Source organism: Kaistia defluvii, from assembly GCF_040548815.1.
GTDB classification, from domain to species: domain Bacteria; phylum Pseudomonadota; class Alphaproteobacteria; order Rhizobiales; family Kaistiaceae; genus Kaistia; species Kaistia defluvii_A.
Genome location: NZ_JBEPSM010000002.1, coordinates 484536 through 502722, shown reverse-complemented (window position 1 = coordinate 502722; position 18187 = coordinate 484536). Strand labels below are relative to the sequence as shown.

Sequence of the window (18187 nt, the reverse complement as noted above, 5' to 3'; positions counted from 1 at the left end):
CAGTCGAGATTGCGCCCGAGAAGCCGGAGCGGCCCGACAGAACCCGACTGCGCAGCGTGCGATTCACCAACCTCCGCGAGCATTCGAGCACCGAAACAGCCGCAGGCTGCGACAAATGTTGCCGGCTACATTTCGTCGCCTCGTTCGCCGCAAGAAAAGCGGCTAGATTTTGCGCACTGAGATCGAAAGACAGGCATTGCGCGCGGGCATTCTGCTTCCGCTGGTGCCGGCAAAGTCTTTCCGCAGGCAAGACCTTGCCCTCTTTCGGGCAAGGCGGCCGAATACGCACCGAAGGATCGCCCCATGAGCGAAACCGAGTCTCCCTATCGCCTGGCCTTCAAGCTCGGCGTTTCCGGCCGCTGCCCGCGATGCCAGTCGGGCCACATCTTCAGCGGCTGGCTGAAGATGGCGCCGAAGTGCGAGGTCTGCGGTCTCGACTTCTCCTTCGCCGACCCGGCTGACGGCCCCGCCTTCTTCGCGCAGCTGATCGGTGCGATTCCGGCCGTGATCTTCGCGCTGTGGCTACAGGTCAAGTTCGCGGCCCCGCTCTGGGTGCACCTGTTCACGACATTGCCGCTGCTGTTGCTGCCGACCTTGCTGCTGCTCAGGCCGATCAAGGGGTGGCTGGTCTGCTCGCAATATCTGCATCGGGCCGAAGAGGGCAAGCTGCACAAGGCCGACGAGTAACCGCGGCTTTCAGCGATATGAAGAAAGGCCCGGCCATCGCGGATGGCCGGACCTTTTTCTTTTGCCGTTCGGCGGAGCGGCGCCTTAGAGCGTGGCGGCGACTTCGTCGATGGCCTTGACCGTCGCGGCGACGACGATGTCCGCCTCCTCGCGCGTCAGGCAGAGCGGCGGCGCGAAGCCGAGGATATCGCCCTGCGGCATGGCGCGGCCGATCACGCCCTGACCCAGCAGCGCGGCCGAGATGCGCGGGCCGACTTTCTCGGAAGCGTCGAAGAACACGCGGTCGTCGCGATCCCGAACGAATTCGACCGAGGCAAGCAGCCCCTCGCCGCGCACATCGCCGACGTTTCTGTGGCCACCGACGGCATCGGCCAGCGACTGGCAGAAATAGGCGCCGACCTCGCGGGCATTGTTGACGAGGTCGAGTTCATCGACCACCTCGAGATTGGCGACGCCCGCCGCCGTGCAGAGCGGATGCGACGAGTAGGTCCAGCCATGGCCGATCGGACCGAACGTGTCGGAGCCCTGCTCGAGGATGCGCCAGAGCTTTTCCGAAACGATGACGCCGGAAAGCGGCGCGTAGGCGGAGGTCAGGCCCTTGGCGATGGTGATCAGGTCCGGCTTCATGCCGTAGTGATCGGAGCCGAACATCGAGCCAAGTCGGCCGAATGCCGTGACCACTTCATCGGCGATCAGGATGATGTCGTACTTGTCGAGAATGGCTTGGATCTTGGGCCAGTAGCCGGCGGGCGGCGGCACGATGCCGCCCGTGCCCAGCACCGGTTCGCCGATAAAGGCGGCGATCGTCTCCGGGCCTTCGGCCAGGATCATCTCTTCCAGCTTGTCGGCACAGAATTGCGAGAACTGCTCCTCGGTCAGGCTGCGATCCTCGCGGCGGTAGAAATACGGCGCCTCGGTATGCAGCACCGGCGCGCGCGGCAGGTCGAACAGATTGTGGAAAGCGGCCAGGCCCGTCAGGCTGCCGGTCATGACGCCGGAGCCGTGATAGCCGCGCCAGCGCGAAATGATCTTCTTCTTTTCCGGCCGGCCGAGCACGTTGTTGATGTACCAGACCAGCTTGATGTTGGTCTCGTTGGCGTCGGAGCCGGACAGGCCGAAGAACACCCGGCTCATATGCTCGGGCGCCCGGTCGATCACCATCTTGGCGAGCCGGATCGACGGCTCCGAGGCATGGCCGACATAGGCGTGATAATAGGGAAGCTGCGACGCCTGATGGGCGATCGCGTCGCTGATCTTGGTGCGGCCATAACCGACATTCACGCAATAGAGGCCGGCAAAGGCATCCAGGCTGCGCTTGCCGTCAATATCGGTGATGTAGACGCCCTCGCCGCCGGCGATGATCCGGTTGGGCGTGTCGCCGCGCGCGTGCTGCGCCATGTGGGTCGAGGGATGGAAGAAATGATCCCGGTCCCAGGCGTGGAGTTCATTGTGCGAGAGCGTCGGCTGTTCTGACATATCGGTCCTTCGAAACCTGGCCGGATGCCCCGGCGGCGGATGCGTGGGTCCACCGGGAACCTTCCGCCTCTGTGCAGGCGGCATCTGGCTGTCCGGCGAGGCCAATGTTTGTGCGAGACGAGTGTAATAGGGATTACGGTTCTGGGAAGATACTGCCAGAATGTTATCGAATAATTCCATCGGGGAGAGGGAAGCGACATGAACGACGAGGCGGAGCCGACCGACGGGCCTTCCCAGCGCACGAGCAATCCGACCCTCGCCGATCGCGTCACCGCCAGCATGGCCTCGCTGAGCGAGGCGGAAAGGCGGGCGGCGCGGGCGCTTCTGGCCCGCTATCCCACGACGGGCATGGAAACTGTCGCACTCTTCGCCGAGCGCGCCAAGGTGAGCGCGCCGACGATCCTGCGTTTTGTCGCCAAGCTGGGATTTGCGGGCTATGCCGACTTCCGCCGCGCGCTGCGCGAGGAGATGGAGGCGCAGGCCGAATACCCGCTGACGCGGCCGCATGCCGACGGCACGTCGACCGCCTTCGCCGCCTTCACCCGCAGCCTCGTCACCACGGTGGAGAACTCGCTCGCCATGGTGAGCCAGGCCGACATGGAGAGATTGACCGACCTCCTGATCGACGAAAGGCGGGAAATCTTCCTGCTCGGCGGCGATTTCACCGATCCGGCCGCCCGCCACCTCGAGTTCCACCTGCGCAAGATGCGCAGCCGCGTTCGTCTGTTCTCACAGTCGCTTCCCCGCCGCGCCGACGAACTGGCCGATATCCGCAAGCGCGACGTCGTGATCCTGTTCGACATCCGCCGCTATCAGCTCGACACCATCCGCACCGCCGAGATCGCCAAGGAACGCGGCGCCGTCGTAGCGCTGTTCACCGATCGCTGGATGTCCGACGTCGCCCAGGTCGCCGACATCGTCATCCGCGCCCAGGTCGACCTGCCCTCGCCCTGGGACAGCCTGATCGGCCTGATCGCCCTCGTCGAAACGCTGGCACTCTCTATAGACGCCCGCCAGTGGCCGATCGGGCGCTCCCGGTTCGAGGCGATCGAGCAGGTGCGCAGCAAGCTTATTCCCTGATCGGGGCCGTGCGAAAAATTACAGCTTCACTGCCTATTTGCGCGTCTTGTAAAATTTTCGTCACGCATGCTAGCGTCAGGGGCTGCCGAGAGAGACGCGGTCCACAACGCGCCACGGCAGCCTGCGATTGAGGGATTTCCGGGGGAAGAATGGCGATCGAGCGTGAAACGATCGTCACAGTCTGCTGCAGCGACATCGCTGGGCAGGTTCGTGGCAAGGGCTTTCCGGCCCGCGAACTTGAGAATCGGCGCCGGTTCGGCGTCGGTTGGACGCCAACCAACATCATGATCAACTGCTTCGGCCGCATTCCGGCGACGCCTTTCGGCGCCGAGGGCGACCTGATGCTGGTGCCGAGCCCCGAGGGCGACATCACGCTCGACTATGGCGACGGTTCGCCGGTCGAGCGCATCGTGCTGGGCGACATCCTCACCCTGTCCGGTGAACGCTGGGATGGCTGCCTGCGCGGCTTCCTGAAGAACGCACTCGACCAGTTGGAGGCCGAGACGGGCCTGCGCGTGCTCGCCAGCTTCGAACATGAATTCTGGCTCGACGGCGGCGAAGAGCGGCCGGGCGATGCCTATGCCGCCAGCACGCTACGCGGCCTAGAGCCGTTCATCGGCGATTATGTCGGCGCGCTGCGCGCCAACGGACTGCAGCCCGATACCTTCCTGCCGGAATATGGCCCGAAGCAGTACGAGATCACGGTCGATCCGGCGCTGGCCCTGACAGCCGCCGACGAAGCGGTGAAGCTGCGCGAAATCGGCCGCTCGGTCGCGAAGAAGCATGGCTATCACCTCTCCTTCTCGCCGGTCGTCACGCGCGGCATCGTCGGCAATGGGGTTCATATCCATTTCAGCCTGATCGATCGCGACGGCAACCCGGTCGCCTATGACGCGGAAGCCCCCGGCAAGCTGAGCGCCATCGGCGCCTCGTTCTGCGCCGGCATCCTGAAGCATGGCCGAGCGATCTGCGCCATCGCCGCGCCCAGCGTCGTTTCCTATGAGCGGCTGAAGCCGCACTCCTGGGCCGCCTATTACCTCAACCTCGCCGACCGCGACCGCGAGGCGCTGCTGCGCATCTGCCCCTATCCCGAGGTCGAAGGCGTCAACGTCGCCAAGCGCTACAACATCGAGTTCCGCGGCGCCGACGCCACGGCCAGCCCCTATCTGCAACTCGCCATGCTGGTGCATGCCGGCCTTGCCGGCATCCGCGAGAAGCTTCCGGCGCCCTATCTTTCCAGCGGCGACCCCGGCACGCTTTCGCAGGCCGAGCGCGATGAGCGCGGCATTGGCGATCTGCCGCGCACCCTGCCGGAAGCGCTCGACGCGCTGGAGCAGGACAGTGTCGCCATGGGCTGGCTCGGGCCGGTGCTTTCCAAGGCCTATCTGATGCACAAGCGCGGCGAGATCGCGATGGCGGAAGGCATCGAGATCGACGAACTTTGCCGCATCTATGCGCGGGCCTATTGAGATGAGCGAAGCCCTGCAAACCCCGCGCACGCTGCTTGGCCCGGAGGACCCCGAACCGGTTGGCCTGATCGATCGGGGCGATGCCTCGCCCTTCGTCCTGATCTGCGACCATGCCGGCAATGCCGTACCCAAGGCGCTGGGCGGGCTGGGCCTGCCACAGGCCGAACTCGACCGGCATATCGGCATCGATATCGGCATTCTCGGCGTGTCCGAGCGTCTCGCCGAGCAGCTTGGCGCCTCGTTGGTCTTCCAGCGCTATTCGCGCCTGGTCGTCGAATGCAACCGCCGCGTCACGTCGCCGGACAGCATCGCGCTGGTCTCGGATGGCACGATCGTGCCGGCCAATGCCGATCTCGCGCCGGACCAGCGCGCCGAACGCATTGACGAGATCGCGGCACCCTATCACCGCCAGATCGTGGCGATCCTGGACCGCCGGGCCGAGGCAGGCCTGCCGACCATCCTCGTCTCGATGCACTCGTTCACGCCGTCGCTTCGCGCGAGGCCGTTCCAGCGCCCCTGGCAGATCGGCCTCTGCTACGCCAATGACAAGCGCTTCACCATTCCGGTGCTGGAGGCGCTCGGCCAGGAAGCCGGCCTCGTCATCGGCAGCAATGAGCCCTACTCGGTCGATCTGGTGAAGGACTATTCGATCCCCGTTCACGGCGAGGAGCGCGGTCTTCCCTATGTCGAGTTCGAGATCCGCCAGGATCTGATTGGCGAGACAGCAGGACAGGAAGAATGGGCCGCGCGCCTCGGCCGCGTGCTTCCCGCCGCCCACCGCGATTTCACGGTGTCCGCAGCATGACCCGTCCGCCGCTCCTCGCCCGACTGTCGCCCGTCGAGGCGAACCGGACGGCGATCCTCTTCATCGATACCCAGGACGGCATCTTCCATCCCGGGGCCGAAGCCGCCCGCCCCTATTTCTTCCAGAGCGCCCGCGACACCGCCGTGCCCAACATGGCGCGCCTTCTCGCAGCCGGCCGCGCGGCGGGGGCCGAGATCGTCTTCACTGTGATCGAGAGCCTGACGCGCGACGGCCGCGACCGCAGCCTCGACTACAAGCAGACCAACTTCCATTTCGCGCCGGGATCGCCGGAGACCCGCGTCATCGACGCGCTGAAGCCGGGCGACGACGAAATCATCCTGCCGAAGACGTCCTCGAGCCTCTTCAACTCGACGATCTTCGAATATCTGATGCGCAATATCGGCATCGACACCGTCATCGTCACAGGCTTTCTGACCGACCAATGCGTCGACCACACGGTTCGCGACGGCGCCGACCGGGGATTCCGCATGATCTGCCCGGTCGATGCCTGCACCACCGACAGTCGCGAGCGGCATGACGGGGCGCTCGCCGCCTTCAAGGGCTATTGCCGGCAGACCGATACGACGACACTGATCGCGGAACTGAACGCCAAGACCTGAAAGACGAGATTTGATCGGAATTTGAATGAATCGGGTCGCGATCACTTGACAGGACGACGGACGGAACATTGAATGCCAAATAGACGCAAGTCTTTGTTCCGCAACAATAAACATAGACCGGAATTTATCTGGCATCGGGAAGACGCTGCGGAAATATTTGACGATTTTCTGCAAGCATCGTGAACTGCGCTGATATCTCTTGAGGGGTCGAGTTTGGCATTGCGTGACGGCAAATCGGATGAGCAGATCCTGCTCAGGACTACGGGGCTGACCAAGGCCTTTCGGGGTCTCGTCGCCTTGCGCGACCAGACCATCACGCTCCGAGCCCGCGAGATCGTCGGGGTCATCGGCCCCAATGGTTCGGGCAAGAGCACCTTTTTCAACCTGATCACCGGCTTTTCGCAGCCGAACTCCGGACAGATCGAGTTCAAGGGCCGCTCGATCGTCGGCATGCGCACCTCGCGCATCGTGGCGCTCGGCATCGCCCGCACCTTCCAGGGTTCGCGCCTGTTCGGCACGCTGACGGTGCGCGAAAACGTGCTGGCCGCCGCGCAATTGCGCCAGCCGGTCGGGCCGATCGCCTCGATCGTGCGCGGACCGCTCTATCAGCGCCGCGTCGCTGCCGCCGAGGCAGTGGCGACCGAACTGCTCGACCTGATGGGGCTGTCGGACCAGGCCAACCGTCTCGCCGCCGACCTGCCCTATGGCGACCAGCGCCGGCTCGAGATCGCCCGAGCGCTGGCAACGAAGCCGGAACTGCTGCTGCTCGACGAGCCGGCCGCCGGCCTGGACTCCAACGAAACCAAGGTGCTTGCCGGGCTGATCCGTACGATCCGCGACCGCTACGACGTCGCCGTCGTCGTCGTCGAGCACGACATGGACCTGATCATGGGGCTCTGCGAACGCATCCAGGTGCTCGCCACCGGCGAGGTCATCTGCGTCGGTACGCCCGAAGAAGTCCGCAACCATCCTCGCGTGCGGGAGGCGTATCTTGGCCACAGCTGATCCGCTGCTGCGCGTCGACAATCTCGAAGTGAATTTCGGCGCCGTCCGCGCGCTGAAGGGTGTTTCGCTCGACGTCTATGAGGGCGAGGTGATCGCGCTGGTGGGGGCCAATGGCGCCGGCAAGAGCACGACATTGCGCAGCATCTCCGGCCTCGCGCGGGCGAAATCCGGCACCGTTACCTTTGCCGGCACGGTGATCAACAAGCGTACCGCACCGCAGATCGTCCGCCTCGGCATCGCCCACAGCCCCGAGGGCCGGCGCCTGTTCGGCGGCCTGTCGGTCGCGGAAAACCTGCGGCTCGGCGCCTGCACGCGCTCCGATCCCGAAGGGGTCGCCCGGGACACGGAAAAGATGTTCGTGCTGTTCCCGATCCTGCGCGAGCGCTGGCGCCAGCTCGCCGGAACGCTTTCGGGCGGCGAGCAACAGCAATTGGCGCTCGCCCGCGCCCTGATGGCGGCGCCGCGGCTGCTGCTTCTCGACGAGCCGTCGCTGGGCGTCGCGCCGCTGCTGGTGCGCCACATCTTCGACGCGCTGGCAGAACTGAAGCGGCAGGGCATGACCATGCTGCTCGTCGAACAGAACATCGCGCTGGCGCTCGAACTCGCCGACCGCGCCTATGTCTTGCGCACCGGCAAGGTCGCGCTGTCTGGCATTGCCTCCGAACTGCGGGTCGATGACCGCGTGGCTCAGGCCTATCTGGGGGCGGCGGAATGAGCCAGCTTGAATACATCCTCCAGCAGGTGATCAACGCCGTCAGTCTGGGCAGCCTCTATGCCCTCGTGGCGGTCGGCCTCTCGATCGTCTTCGGCGTGCTGAAGCTGACCAACTTCGCCCATGGCGACGTCATGATGGTCGGCGCGTTCACGACCGTGCTGCTGATCGGCCTCGGCATGCCCTTCGTGCCGGCCATGATCTGCGGCATCGCCGCCTCCGCTATCGCCGGCTTCCTGATCGAGCGCATCGCCTATCGGCCGATCCGCAACGCGCCGGACGTCACGCGATTGCTGACCAGCCTCGCGGTCACCTACATCCTGGAAAACCTCGGCATCCTGCTGTTCACCTCGTCGCCGCGCAATTTCCCTCTTCCCGACATCCTGAACAGCTCGTGGCAGCTTTCCGGCGGCGCGATCACCTTTACCAATATCAACGTTCTGACCGTGCTTCTCACCTTCGTCTCGCTGATCGGGCTCGGCTGGTTCATCACCAAGACCACGATCGGCCTCGGCATGCGGGCGGCAGCCGAGGACATGCAGGCGGCCCAGCTGGTCGGCCTCAACGTCAACAAGGTGATCGTCGTCGCCTTCATCGTCGCCTCGGCCTATGCGGGCCTTGCCGGCGTGCTCTGGGCGGCCCAGGCGGGCGTCGTCCAGCCACAGATGGGCTTCACACCGCTGCTCAAGGCCTTCGTCGCGGCCATCATCGGCGGCTTCGGCTCGATCTCGGGCGCGCTGCTCGGCGGCTACATGCTGGGGGCGCTGGAGATCTTCATCATCGCCTTCCTGCCCGATACCGTCGTCCCCTATCGCGACGCCATCGTCTTTGCGCTCCTGATCGCCTTCCTGCTGTTCCGGCCGGGCGGTCTTCTGCAGCCGAACCGGGAGATCAAGCTGTGAAGGCCGATCCACGTATTCCAATCGCCGTGGGTGCGGCGCTCCTCCTCGCCGCCGGGGTCGCCTTCGGTGCCCCGCATATGGTCGGCGACTACTTCGTCCGCATCCTGCTGCTGATCGCGCTCAACAGCATCCTGGTGCTGTCGCTGTCGCTCTCGAACGGCTTCACCGGCGTCTTCTCGCTCGGCCATGTCGGCTTCATCGGGGCCGGCGCCTATGCCGCCGGCATCCTGTCGCTGACGATCCAGCAGAAGAAGGCGCTGCTGCCGCACCTGCCGGACCTGCTGAACTGGTTCAGCCTGCCCTTCCTGCCGGCGACCTTGGTGGCGGGTTTGTTCGCGGCCCTTCTGGCCGTCATTGTCGGCTATCCGCTGATGCGGCTGTCGGGCTATTTCGTCTCGGTCGCGACGATGGGCTTCCTCATCATCGTCAACGTCGTGCTGATCAACGCCTCCGACTTCACCCGCGGCGCCAGGACGTTCACCGGCGTGCCGCTGGCCACCACGCTGCCCTGGGTGCTTGGCTGGCTGGCGGTCACCCTGCTGGTGCTGGCGCGGCTGGTCTATTCGCCCTTCGGTCGACGGATGAAAGCGGTACGCGACGATACGATCGCGGCGAGCGCCGTCGGCATCAGCGTGCTGCGCGCCCGTCTGGTCGCCTTCGTCATCGGCGCCTTCTTCGCCGGGGTCGGCGGTTCGCTCTACGCCCACTATCTCGGCTCGTTCTCGCCCAATACCTTTTATTTCGCGATGACGATGAACCTCATCGCCATGCTGGTTCTCGGCGGCATGGGCTCGCTTTCCGGCGCGATCATCGGCGTGATCTGCGTGTCGATCCTGTCGGAACTGCTGCGCTCGGTCGAACGCGGCTTCACGATCGGCGACATCACCGTGCCTGCTCTGTTCGGAGCCAGCCAGATCGTGCTCGGCTTCCTCTTCATCCTGATCATGATCTTCCGGCCGAAGGGGATCATGGGAGACCGCGAGCTGACGTTCGGTCTCTCCGGAAGATCGGCGAACCAAAATCATAAAGAGGGAAAAGACAGATGATGAAGCTCTCACGACGGGCGGCCATCGGCCTCGGGCTTGGCGCCGCCTTTGCCTTCTCCACCGCTGGAGCCTACGCGGCCGATCCGATCAAGATCGGCTTCCCGGCCAATGTGACAGGCATTCAGGCCTCGCTGGATGGCCCGATGCTGAACGGCGCCAAGCTGGCCGTGGCCGAGATCAACGCCGCCGGCGGCGTGCTGGGCAGCCCGCTCGAACTGGTCACCTATGACTCCAAGAGCGACGCGACCGTCATCTCGACCGTCGCCTCCCAGCTGATCGATAGCGACAAGGTCGTCGGCATCATCGGCTTCGCCGATTCCGACAGCGTGCTGTCGATCGGGCCGCAGGTCGACAAGGCCAAGATCCCGTTCATCACCCCGGGCGCCACCTCGCCCAAGCTGCCGGCCCAGCTCGGCGACCAGGTCTTCCTCGCCGCCTTCGGCGACAACGTCCAGGCGGCCGTCGGGGCCGAATTCGCGCTCAACAAGCTGGGCGCCAAGACCGGCTACCTGCTGACCGACATCGGCTCCGAATACACCACTTTGCTGGCCGACTACTTCGTCGCGGCCTATGAGCATGGCGGCGGCAAGCTGCTCGGCAAGGACACCTACAAGATCGGCGACAAGAACTTCACCGCCCAGATCGCCAAGATCAAGGCGCTGCCGGAGCAGCCCGCCTTCATCTATGCCTCGTCCAATGCCGAGGAAATCGGCCTGATCCTGAAGCAGCTGCGCCAGGCGGGCATCAACCTGCCGGTCGTCGGCGGCGACGGCTACGACACGCCTCTGCTGATCGAAGTGGGCGGCGCGGCCGCCAACGACGCGTACTTCACCACCCATGCCTTCATGGGCGAAGGCGCGAGCCCGGTGGTCGCGGCCTTCAACGAGGCCTACCAGAAGGCAACCGGCCACGCTCCGGAGAACTCCTTCGCAGCGCTCGGCTATGACGCCACCAAGCTGATGGCCGATGCCATCAAGCGCGCCGGTTCGCCCGAGCCCGCCAAGATCCGCGACGCCATCGCCGCGACCCAGGGCCTTGCCGGCGTCACCGGCACGATCAGCTACCGCCCCGGCGTCGCCGTTCCGGACAAGTCCGTCTCGGTCATCGGCGTCAAGGACGGCAAGCTGACGCTCGCCAGCGAAGCCGCTCCCACCTTCGTTCCGGAGCCGTAGGAACCATGACCGGCAGCAGCCTCTGGGATCTCCACCGCACCGGCCTTGCCGGTGCGACCTTCACGGACCTCACCCACGCCTTCCATCCGGGCCAGCCGCACTTCGCGTCTTTCCCGGATGAGGAGCGGGAACTCCTGTTCGATTTTGCCAAGGGCCATGGATTTCAGGTCCATCGCTACAGCATTCCCGGGCAGTGGGGGACGCATGTCGATCCGCCGGTCCACTTCATCGAAGGTGGCCGGACGCTCGACCAGATCCCGGTCTCGGAGATGCTGCTGCCGCTCGTCATCCTCGACATCAGTGAACGCGTGGCGGCGGATGCCGACGCCACGCCGACCCTCGACGACGTCGCCCGATGGGAGGCCCGCAACGGCCGCATTCCGGAGAAGTGCTTCGTCGCGCTTCGCACCGACTGGTACAAGCGCTGGCCGGATACCGACCGGTTCTACAATCGCTCGGCCGATGGCGTCGTGCACACGCCCGGCTGGAGCCGCGAGGTGCTGGAGCATCTCTTCACCGAACGCGGCATCACGGCCGTCGGCCACGAACAGATCGATACCGATCCCGGCCTCGCCACCTCGGCCGGAAGCTATGCACTCGAGCACTATGTCCTGTCGCTTGACCGCTGGCAAATCGAGCTGATGAACAATCTCGACAAGGTGCCCGAGACGGGTGCGCTGATCATGGCGAGCTGGCCCAAGGCCAGGGGCGGATCGGGCTTTCCAGCGCGGGTTGTCGCCATACATCGCTGAAACCAAACAAGAACAAGAGGGAGGGAGCGGCCATGGCTGGTTCGCGCCTGGATATCGACGCCATTCGCCAGGAATTCCCAGCGATCGCCACTCGCGGCGACGCGACTCCCGTCTTCTTCGACAATCCGGCCGGCACGCAGGTGCCGCGCCGCGTCATCGACCGGATGATGCAGGCGCTCGTCGAGGACAACGCCAATCTCGGCGGCTATTTCGACACCTCGCAGCGCGCCATCGCCCAGGCGCAGGAAGCCCACAAGGCGATGGGCGACCTGTTCAACGCGAATGACTGGCACGAGGTGATCTTCGGCCAGAACATGACCACCCTCACCTTCTCCATGTCGCGCGCCATCGGGCGCACGCTGAAGGAGGGCGACGAGATCCTGCTGACCCGCATGGATCACGACGCCAATGTCGCGCCGTGGCTCATGCTGGCAGAGGACAAGGGCCTCGTCGTGCGCTGGATCGACTTCGATCCAGAGACCTTCGAGTTCGACCTGACGCAACTCGACAGCGTCATCACCGACAAGCTCAAGGTCGCGGCGATCGGCTATGCTTCGAACGTCACCGGCACCATCCACGACGTGAAGGCCATCACCAAAGCGGCAAAAGCGGCCGGCGCGCTCGTCTATGTCGACGCCGTGCAGTTCGCGCCGCATGGCATCATCGACGTGCAGGATATCGGCTGCGATTTCCTGGTCTGCTCAGCCTACAAATTCTACGGACCGCATCATGGCGTGCTCTGGGGCCGTCGCGACGTTCTCGACCGGCTCGAGGCCTACAAGGTGCGCGCCGCGTCGACGATCCCGCCCGGAAAATTCGAAACCGGCACGACCAACCGCGAGTCGCTCGCCGGCGTGCTGGGCGCGATCGAACACTTCGAATGGCTCGGCACCACGTTTGGCGACGCCCCCGAAGGCGGGTCCCGGCGCGAGCACTTCGTTGCCGGCATGCACGCTGTCGATACGCATGAGCGCGTGCTGACGGCCCGCCTGATCGACGGGCTGCAATCCTTTCCGAAGCTGAAGATCCAGGGGCTGACCGAAAAGCAAGCGCTGTCGCGCCGGGTGCCCACCGTCTCCTTCACCTATGAAGGCACCGATCCGGCCGATATCTGCAAGGCGATGGCGAAGAAGAACATCTCGCTCTGGCACGGGCACAATTACGGCATCGAGCCGACCACCCGGCTGGGCCTGATGGACAAGGGCGGCGTCGTCCGCGTCGGCCTGGCGCAATACAACACCGCCGCCGAAGTAGACCGCTTCATCGAGAACTTTGGCGAGTGGACGACGGCGGGGTGATTTCCAGCCCCATCGCTCGGCCTGCACCTCTCCCCCAGAAGACCTTGGCGTAACATCGAAAGGCCTCCTGCTGCACGCCATGTCCAACATCCTGAGGAGGCTTTCGGAGAAAGCTGTCTCGAAGGACGCACGGGCTAGGAACAGGATTGCTTTGGATTTGCACGACCGCTCTGAGTCCTTCGAGACGGCCCTTCGGGCCTCCTCAGGATGTGGGGGCAGAGTTCTGCAAAGGCCCCCATAGGCGAGGTGAAGGAAATGACGTCCAGCTAGCGCCGTGCCACCCTCACAGCTCGATCAGCCCCGCGCGGCTGCCCAGCACGCGCTTGGCGTGTTCGGCGACATGGACATGGTGGGTGAAGACGATCACCTGTGTCACGGCACCCAGTTCCGCCAGGAGCTCGAAACCGGCTGCCGTTCGCGCTTCGTCGAAGGTGGTGAACAGGTCGTCGGCGATGAAGGGGAGCGGCGTGGCGCGACGCGCATGCTCCTCGATCGCTGCGATACGCAGCACCAGGAAAAGCTGGTCGCGCGTTCCTTCGGAAAGTGCGTCGGGGGCGAGAAGCGCTCCCTCGCGCAAGGCCGCCAGCCGGGGCGGATCCTGATCATAATCGATGCCGATGCCGCTCCACTGGCCGCCGGTCAGCATGGTGAAGGCCCGCGAGGCGCGCTCGACGATCGGGTTCTGATGCTCGGCCCGATAGCGCTCGATGGCCGCCTGGAGCAGCCGGGCTGCCACATGGTCGCGACTGAAACGCTCGACCGCCTCGACGATCTCGGCCACTGCGTCCTGCTCGTCCTGCGCCGCCGCCGCCGCGCCGTCGCGGCGATCCAACGCCGCCAGGGCCGACCTCGCCTGGGTGTCCGCCTCGATCGCGGCGTCGCGGGCGGCGCGCGCTTCGGAATGGGCGGCCTCGATCTCGGCCGCCGCCAGCGCCAGGGCCTCGTCGTCGCGCCCCTCGATCGCACCCCGGACTTCGTCCTCGCTGCGCGATCCCCGCAGCCCATCTAGCCGCTCCCGCGCCTCGGCCAGCTTGCCGTCGCAAATCGAAGCCTGATCCAGCCGATCCAGCAGCGCCGGCAAAGCCTCCGCGCTGGGGCAGTTGGCGACCGCCAGCAATTCCACCAGCGCCGTCTCCGCCTGCAGCAGCGCCTCGTCGGCAACGATCCGCGCCGCCCGCCGGGTCGCCAGCGCCTCTCCGGCAGTGTCCGCCTTGGAGCGGGCTTGCCGTGCCTGATCCAGCCGCGCGCGCAGCCGGCGAGCAGCGGCGAAGGCGTCCCCATCCGATACGCTGTCGCCGGCTCCCGTCAGGAGCTCGCCGACGTGACCGACGAACACCGCCTCGTCGCGCTCGATGGCAGCAATGCGCGTTTCCAGCGAGCGAAGCGCCGTGAACTGAGGCAGCGCCTCGCGCCAGAGGTCGATCGCCGCCCGTGCCTCTCCGGCAAGGGCGCCGGGACGAACAGCGAGCCGCGGGAAGATTTCCTTCGCCTCCGCCGCCTGCGCCTCGGTCTCGAGCATCACGTCGCGCTGGCGGGAGGCCAGATCGGCCGAGGCCTCCTCCAACTGGCGCAGATCACGTTCATGATCCCGCGCCTCCAGGAAACGCGCCTCGGTCGCGGCGATCGCCTCGCGCAGATCGGCCATGCGAAGCGGCGCGTCGCCAAGCGGCGGCAGGCCGAGCTCCTGGCGAAGCCGATCCGTCTCGGCCCGTTCGATATTCACCGTCTCGCGCTGCGCGGCGGCCTGCGCCTCGTCCTGCCGGAGAAGATCGCGCGCCTGACGCGCCAGTTCCGCGTCGCGCAGAAAGGCGGTGGACCGCTCATCGGCCGGAAGCGACAGCCCCGTGGCTGCCCACAGCGCTCCCCAATCGGCGGCCAAAGCGTCCTGACGCGCACGCGCCTCGGCGACGCGCCTGCCGGCCATGTCGATCCGGACTCCGAGCTCGGCAATGTCACGTTCGGCCTGCGCCAGCGCCGCCAGCCTCTGCGTCTCGACCTGTCGCTCATCGGCCAGCCGATCGGCGTCAATCAGCGTGCGGTCGATGCACTGGACCAGCGCTCCGTCGCCTTCCTCCCGCCCGCGCTCGCCGAGGGCCAGCGGGCGGAGCGATGTCCAGGCCGCGTCCCGCTCGGTGCGGGCGGCAGCGATCACATCCTCGGTAGGCGCCGGACGGCCGGAACGCAGAGCCGCCAGCCGCGCCTCAGCCTGCGCGCGCTGCTCCTCGAAGCCGGACAATGCTTCGCGCTGGCGATCCAGCGCGTCGGCCGCGAGCTTCTGTTCCCGGAGCGCGGCCTCGACAGCCGCCAGCGCTGGCAGAGGCAGAGCGGCCAGGGCGGTGGCATCCGCCAGGCCATGACCGAGCCGGGCAACCCGCTCCCCCAGTTGCGCGCGCTGCGCCACCAGCCGGTGATCCAGCGTGCGCCATGCCCGTTCGCGTTCCTCGGCGCCATCCAGCCGCGCCAGCCGTCGCTGCAGTGGCACCGGGTCCGCCACATGGCCGAGCGAGGCCCGGGCCGCTTCGATCGCACGCCGGTCGGCGACGATCCGGGCGCTGTCCCTCGACACAGTCTCCTCGCGAATGGCGGCGGCGCGCATCTTTTCGACCAGCGCCTCGGCACGCGCCAGCAAAGGCAGGTCCGGCAACCGGTCGCGCAGAACCTCGATATCGGCCAAGCCAAGCGCTAGCGCGATCCGGTGCAGCGCCGCCTGCGCCTCGCCGGCCTCGGCGCGTCGCTTGGGCAGGCTCTGCAACTCTTTCTCGACCGCCGCGCGCTCCTCGTCGCAGATTTCGATCGTCGCCGCGAAGGCCAGGATGGCGTCATCGACGGCAATGGCATCAAGGGCGGCCTTGGCGGCGGCCTCTTCCCTCGCCGCAAGGGCTGCTGCCTCGCGCGCCTTGTCGAGCGCCGCCAGCAAACCGCGCGCCCTTGGCACGAAGCCCGCGACAACCGCGGGCAAGTCGCCCAGTTCGGCGCGGGCGCGGGACTGCGCGTCGAGAATGCGCAGTTCCTTGGCGCCATGCACCAGAGCGCGAGCGCGCGCAAGCGCCACATCGGCCGCGCGTTCCGCCGTCTCGGCCAGCTTGCGCGCCTCGGCCGTGCGCTCGGCCTCCTTGCGCAACTTCGTCACCTCGTCGACCCGAAGCTCCAGCTCGCGGATCGCCTTTTGCGCCTGCGCGCGCTTGTCGATGGCGACATGGAAGCTGTGGCTGGAAGTCTTGCGCGCCGGATTGAAGATCTTTGCCGCGCTTTCCTGGAAGCGATCCCGCAGAGTCGCCACCTGGCCCAGGCCGGGCGCGGCAGCCATCAGCGTCTCGGCGAGGTCGCCGCCGCCAGCCAAAAGCTTCTCGCCGCCCTCGCGCAGACGGCGCTGGTTCAATCCGAATATGTCGAGGAAAGCCTGCCGGTCATGCGCGCCCAGAAACGGCGTCAGCACGTCATCGGCCAGCGGCGTCTCGCTCGCGGGGTCGATCAAGGTTGCGTTCTGACGCTTCAGCCGGGCAAAAGAGAGCGAGCGGCCATCCGGCGCTTCGACGGTGGCGGCGAGCCGCATCGTCTTGTAATCATGCAGGAAATTGTAGCGCGACCGCGTCTCGATGCCGTAGAGCGCATCGGCGACGGCGGCGAGCGCCGTCGTCTTGCCGGCCTCATTGGCGCCGACAATGACGGTGACCCGCGCGTCGGGATCGAATTCCAGCGTCCGGCCGGTGAAGCGGCCATAGCGTTCCAGTCCGAGGGAACGAAGCTTCATCGCGTGCCCTCCCCCTCGCTACCGACATGACCGAGGCCGGCGAGGATCGCCTCGGTCGCGGTGCCGATGACCGCATCCGCCAGCGCCTCGGGCTCGGTGCCTTCCGTGTCGATCAGCGCCAGGGCATCGCCCGGCGTGCGGGCGCGGAGGTCGCCGAGGGTCTTGGCGATCTCGGCGCGAAAGGCCGGATCGGCGGCGATATCGGCGAGGATCGCATCGAAGCCGAGCAGCGTCGAAAGCCGCGCGCTGCCGGCCCGGGACGTCGTCTTGTCGCGGACCCTCTCGATCAGGACATCGGACCCCGCCTCCCAGGCAAGCGCCTGCATCTCCTCGCGCACTTGTTCCGCCTGCACGGAGAGATAGTCGTGCAGCGCGGTTTCGCCGGAAAGCGTCAGCCGCAGCGCCAGCGGCCGTCCCTCCGCGCCGTCGCGCGCAAGGGCGATGGCGCGCCGCGCCTCCGCCAGCAGCGCCGCGGGTTCGCTCATCCCCGAGGCATCGATCTCGATCGCTTCGAACCGCGCCGCATCGAGCGTCAGCGCCTCCAGGCTTTCGATCCGGCCATCGGCGACGGTGACCAGCGTCGCGCCCTTCGGGCCCGTCTCGCGCGCATGCCGCCCTTGCAAATTTCCGGGAAAGACGATGGCCGGGTCTTCCGAGACGACCTCGCGGCTGTGGATGTGGCCAAGCGCCCAATAATCATAGCCGGCGACGCGCAGATCCTCGACCGAGCACGGCGCATAGACATCATGCCCGTCGCGGCCGGTCAGGGAGGTGTGCAGCACGCCGATATTGAAATAGCCGGGCCGGGCGGTGGGATAGCTGAGCGCGACATTCTCCGGCACATGGCGATTGGCAAAGCCGCGCCCATGCAAGGCGACGCGCAGATCCTCGATCGTCTCGGTCTCCACCGTGCGGACGGAGAAGCTGTGGACGTTGGGCGGCAGCGTCAGGCTGCGGCTGATGACGGAATCGGCGTCGTGATTGCCCCGGATCAGGAAGACGCGGATATTCTCGCGATGCAGCCTTCCCATCTCACGGACGAAGAACTGGCCGGTGGCGTAATCCTTCCAGTCGCCGTCATAGACATCGCCGGCGATGACCACGAACCGTACCTTCGCGTCGATCGCCGCCTGGACCAGGTTTTCCAGCGCCTTGCGCGAGGCTTCGAGAAAAGCGCCCGCCAGTTCGCCGCGCCGGGCAAGGCCACGCAGCGGGCTGTCGAGATGGATATCGGCGGCGTGAATGAAACGAAACGACATGGGTCCCCGTGGCCTTTTCCGCCATCCGGTCAGGGCGGCGGATCGTCATTCGGCCGTTCAGGCCGTGTGCGGGCATCGGCGCGACTCAGTCGCTGCCGGCTGCCCATAATTCCAGCATATGACCTGAGCCCCGCCCTGTCGCCTTTGCGCCCA

Annotated in this window: 15 protein-coding genes; 12 read left to right on the top strand and 3 right to left on the bottom strand. The window is 66.3% G+C overall.

The features are described 5' to 3' along the window. The first annotated feature begins 303 nt into the window (after positions 1–303). Positions 304–687: a DUF983 domain-containing protein gene (locus tag ABIE08_RS15360; RefSeq protein ID WP_354552355.1), complete on the top strand. Its 384-nt coding sequence runs from the start codon at positions 304–306 to the stop codon at positions 685–687. 84 nt (positions 688–771) lie between these two features. Here the strand turns inward: ABIE08_RS15360 and ABIE08_RS15355 are convergent, their stop codons facing one another. Continuing rightward, positions 772–2163 carry an aspartate aminotransferase family protein gene (locus tag ABIE08_RS15355; protein WP_354552353.1) on the bottom strand — a complete coding sequence of 464 codons (1392 nt, stop codon included), beginning with the start codon at positions 2161–2163 and terminating at the stop codon, positions 772–774. A 198-nt stretch (positions 2164–2361) separates the two neighbouring features. On the opposite strand from ABIE08_RS15355, the gene ABIE08_RS15350 reads away from it, so the two are divergent. The 11 genes from ABIE08_RS15350 (at position 2362) to ABIE08_RS15300 (ending at position 13024) form a co-directional block, all read left to right on the top strand. Beyond that, positions 2362–3243 (top strand): MurR/RpiR family transcriptional regulator, encoded by an 882-nt coding sequence (locus ABIE08_RS15350; protein WP_354552351.1) that lies wholly within the window; start codon positions 2362–2364, stop codon positions 3241–3243. Positions 3244–3392: 149 nt separating this feature from the next. Then, on the top strand, positions 3393–4712 hold the full coding sequence (locus tag ABIE08_RS15345) for a glutamine synthetase family protein (protein WP_354552349.1): 1320 nt from the start codon (positions 3393–3395) through the stop codon (positions 4710–4712). Position 4713: 1 nt separating this feature from the next. Continuing rightward, the gene (locus tag ABIE08_RS15340) at positions 4714–5517 is read left to right on the top strand and encodes an N-formylglutamate amidohydrolase (protein ID WP_354552347.1); all 804 of its coding nucleotides are present in this window, start codon (positions 4714–4716) and stop codon (positions 5515–5517) included. After that, positions 5514–6137, top strand: coding sequence for a cysteine hydrolase family protein (locus tag ABIE08_RS15335; RefSeq protein WP_354552346.1), 624 nt, complete (start codon positions 5514–5516; stop codon positions 6135–6137). Before ABIE08_RS15340 ends, ABIE08_RS15335 begins: the two co-directional genes overlap by 4 nt. 213 nt (positions 6138–6350) lie before the next feature. Beyond that, the gene (locus tag ABIE08_RS15330; RefSeq protein ID WP_354552344.1) at positions 6351–7142 is read left to right on the top strand and encodes an ABC transporter ATP-binding protein; all 792 of its coding nucleotides are present in this window, start codon (positions 6351–6353) and stop codon (positions 7140–7142) included. After that, positions 7129–7857 carry an ABC transporter ATP-binding protein gene (locus ABIE08_RS15325; protein ID WP_266330979.1) on the top strand — a complete coding sequence of 243 codons (729 nt, stop codon included), beginning with the start codon at positions 7129–7131 and terminating at the stop codon, positions 7855–7857. Before ABIE08_RS15330 ends, ABIE08_RS15325 begins: the two co-directional genes overlap by 14 nt. Continuing rightward, a complete protein-coding gene (locus ABIE08_RS15320) occupies positions 7854–8756 on the top strand; it encodes a branched-chain amino acid ABC transporter permease (protein ID WP_354552342.1) in 903 nt (300 codons plus the stop codon). The genes ABIE08_RS15325 and ABIE08_RS15320 overlap by 4 nt, the downstream gene beginning before the upstream one ends. Next, entirely contained in the window at positions 8753–9802 is a 1050-nt protein-coding gene (locus ABIE08_RS15315; protein ID WP_354552340.1) for a branched-chain amino acid ABC transporter permease, read from the top strand. Before ABIE08_RS15320 ends, ABIE08_RS15315 begins: the two co-directional genes overlap by 4 nt. After that, positions 9799–10974: an ABC transporter substrate-binding protein gene (locus tag ABIE08_RS15310; protein WP_354552338.1), complete on the top strand. Its 1176-nt coding sequence runs from the start codon at positions 9799–9801 to the stop codon at positions 10972–10974. Before ABIE08_RS15315 ends, ABIE08_RS15310 begins: the two co-directional genes overlap by 4 nt. Positions 10975–10979: 5 nt before the next feature. Beyond that, positions 10980–11726 (top strand): cyclase family protein, encoded by a 747-nt coding sequence (locus ABIE08_RS15305; RefSeq protein WP_354552336.1) that lies wholly within the window; start codon positions 10980–10982, stop codon positions 11724–11726. Positions 11727–11758: 32 nt separating this feature from the next. Further along, positions 11759–13024: a cysteine desulfurase-like protein gene (locus ABIE08_RS15300; RefSeq protein WP_354552334.1), complete on the top strand. Its 1266-nt coding sequence runs from the start codon at positions 11759–11761 to the stop codon at positions 13022–13024. A 283-nt stretch (positions 13025–13307) separates the two neighbouring features. Here ABIE08_RS15300 and ABIE08_RS15295 read toward each other — a convergent pair whose 3' ends face one another. Both ABIE08_RS15295 and ABIE08_RS15290 read right to left on the bottom strand, forming a co-directional pair. Beyond that, positions 13308–16775 carry an ATP-binding protein gene (locus ABIE08_RS15295; RefSeq protein ID WP_354552332.1) on the bottom strand — a complete coding sequence of 1156 codons (3468 nt, stop codon included), beginning with the start codon at positions 16773–16775 and terminating at the stop codon, positions 13308–13310. Beyond that, positions 16772–18034: a metallophosphoesterase family protein gene (locus ABIE08_RS15290; RefSeq protein WP_354552330.1), complete on the bottom strand. Its 1263-nt coding sequence runs from the start codon at positions 18032–18034 to the stop codon at positions 16772–16774. The genes ABIE08_RS15295 and ABIE08_RS15290 overlap by 4 nt, the downstream gene beginning before the upstream one ends. Positions 18035–18187: the final 153 nt, after the last annotated feature.

Excerpts from the sequence above, each read along its gene's own strand:
- ABIE08_RS15305 (WP_354552336.1), top strand. The coding sequence starts at position 10,980 with ATGACCGGCAGCAGCCTCTGGGATCTCCACCGCACCGGCCTTGCCGGT.
- ABIE08_RS15350 (WP_354552351.1), top strand. The coding sequence starts at position 2,362 with ATGAACGACGAGGCGGAGCCGACCGACGGGCCTTCCCAGCGCACGAGC.
- ABIE08_RS15345 (WP_354552349.1), top strand. The coding sequence starts at position 3,393 with ATGGCGATCGAGCGTGAAACGATCGTCACAGTCTGCTGCAGCGACATC.
- ABIE08_RS15300 (WP_354552334.1), top strand. The coding sequence starts at position 11,759 with ATGGCTGGTTCGCGCCTGGATATCGACGCCATTCGCCAGGAATTCCCA.
- ABIE08_RS15310 (WP_354552338.1), top strand. The coding sequence starts at position 9,799 with ATGATGAAGCTCTCACGACGGGCGGCCATCGGCCTCGGGCTTGGCGCC.
- ABIE08_RS15335 (WP_354552346.1), top strand. The coding sequence starts at position 5,514 with ATGACCCGTCCGCCGCTCCTCGCCCGACTGTCGCCCGTCGAGGCGAAC.
- ABIE08_RS15355 (WP_354552353.1), bottom strand. The coding sequence starts at position 2,163 with ATGTCAGAACAGCCGACGCTCTCGCACAATGAACTCCACGCCTGGGAC.
- ABIE08_RS15320 (WP_354552342.1), top strand. The coding sequence starts at position 7,854 with ATGAGCCAGCTTGAATACATCCTCCAGCAGGTGATCAACGCCGTCAGT.
- ABIE08_RS15340 (WP_354552347.1), top strand. The coding sequence starts at position 4,714 with ATGAGCGAAGCCCTGCAAACCCCGCGCACGCTGCTTGGCCCGGAGGAC.
- ABIE08_RS15360 (WP_354552355.1), top strand. The coding sequence starts at position 304 with ATGAGCGAAACCGAGTCTCCCTATCGCCTGGCCTTCAAGCTCGGCGTT.
- ABIE08_RS15290 (WP_354552330.1), bottom strand. The coding sequence starts at position 18,034 with ATGTCGTTTCGTTTCATTCACGCCGCCGATATCCATCTCGACAGCCCG.
- ABIE08_RS15295 (WP_354552332.1), bottom strand. The coding sequence starts at position 16,775 with ATGAAGCTTCGTTCCCTCGGACTGGAACGCTATGGCCGCTTCACCGGC.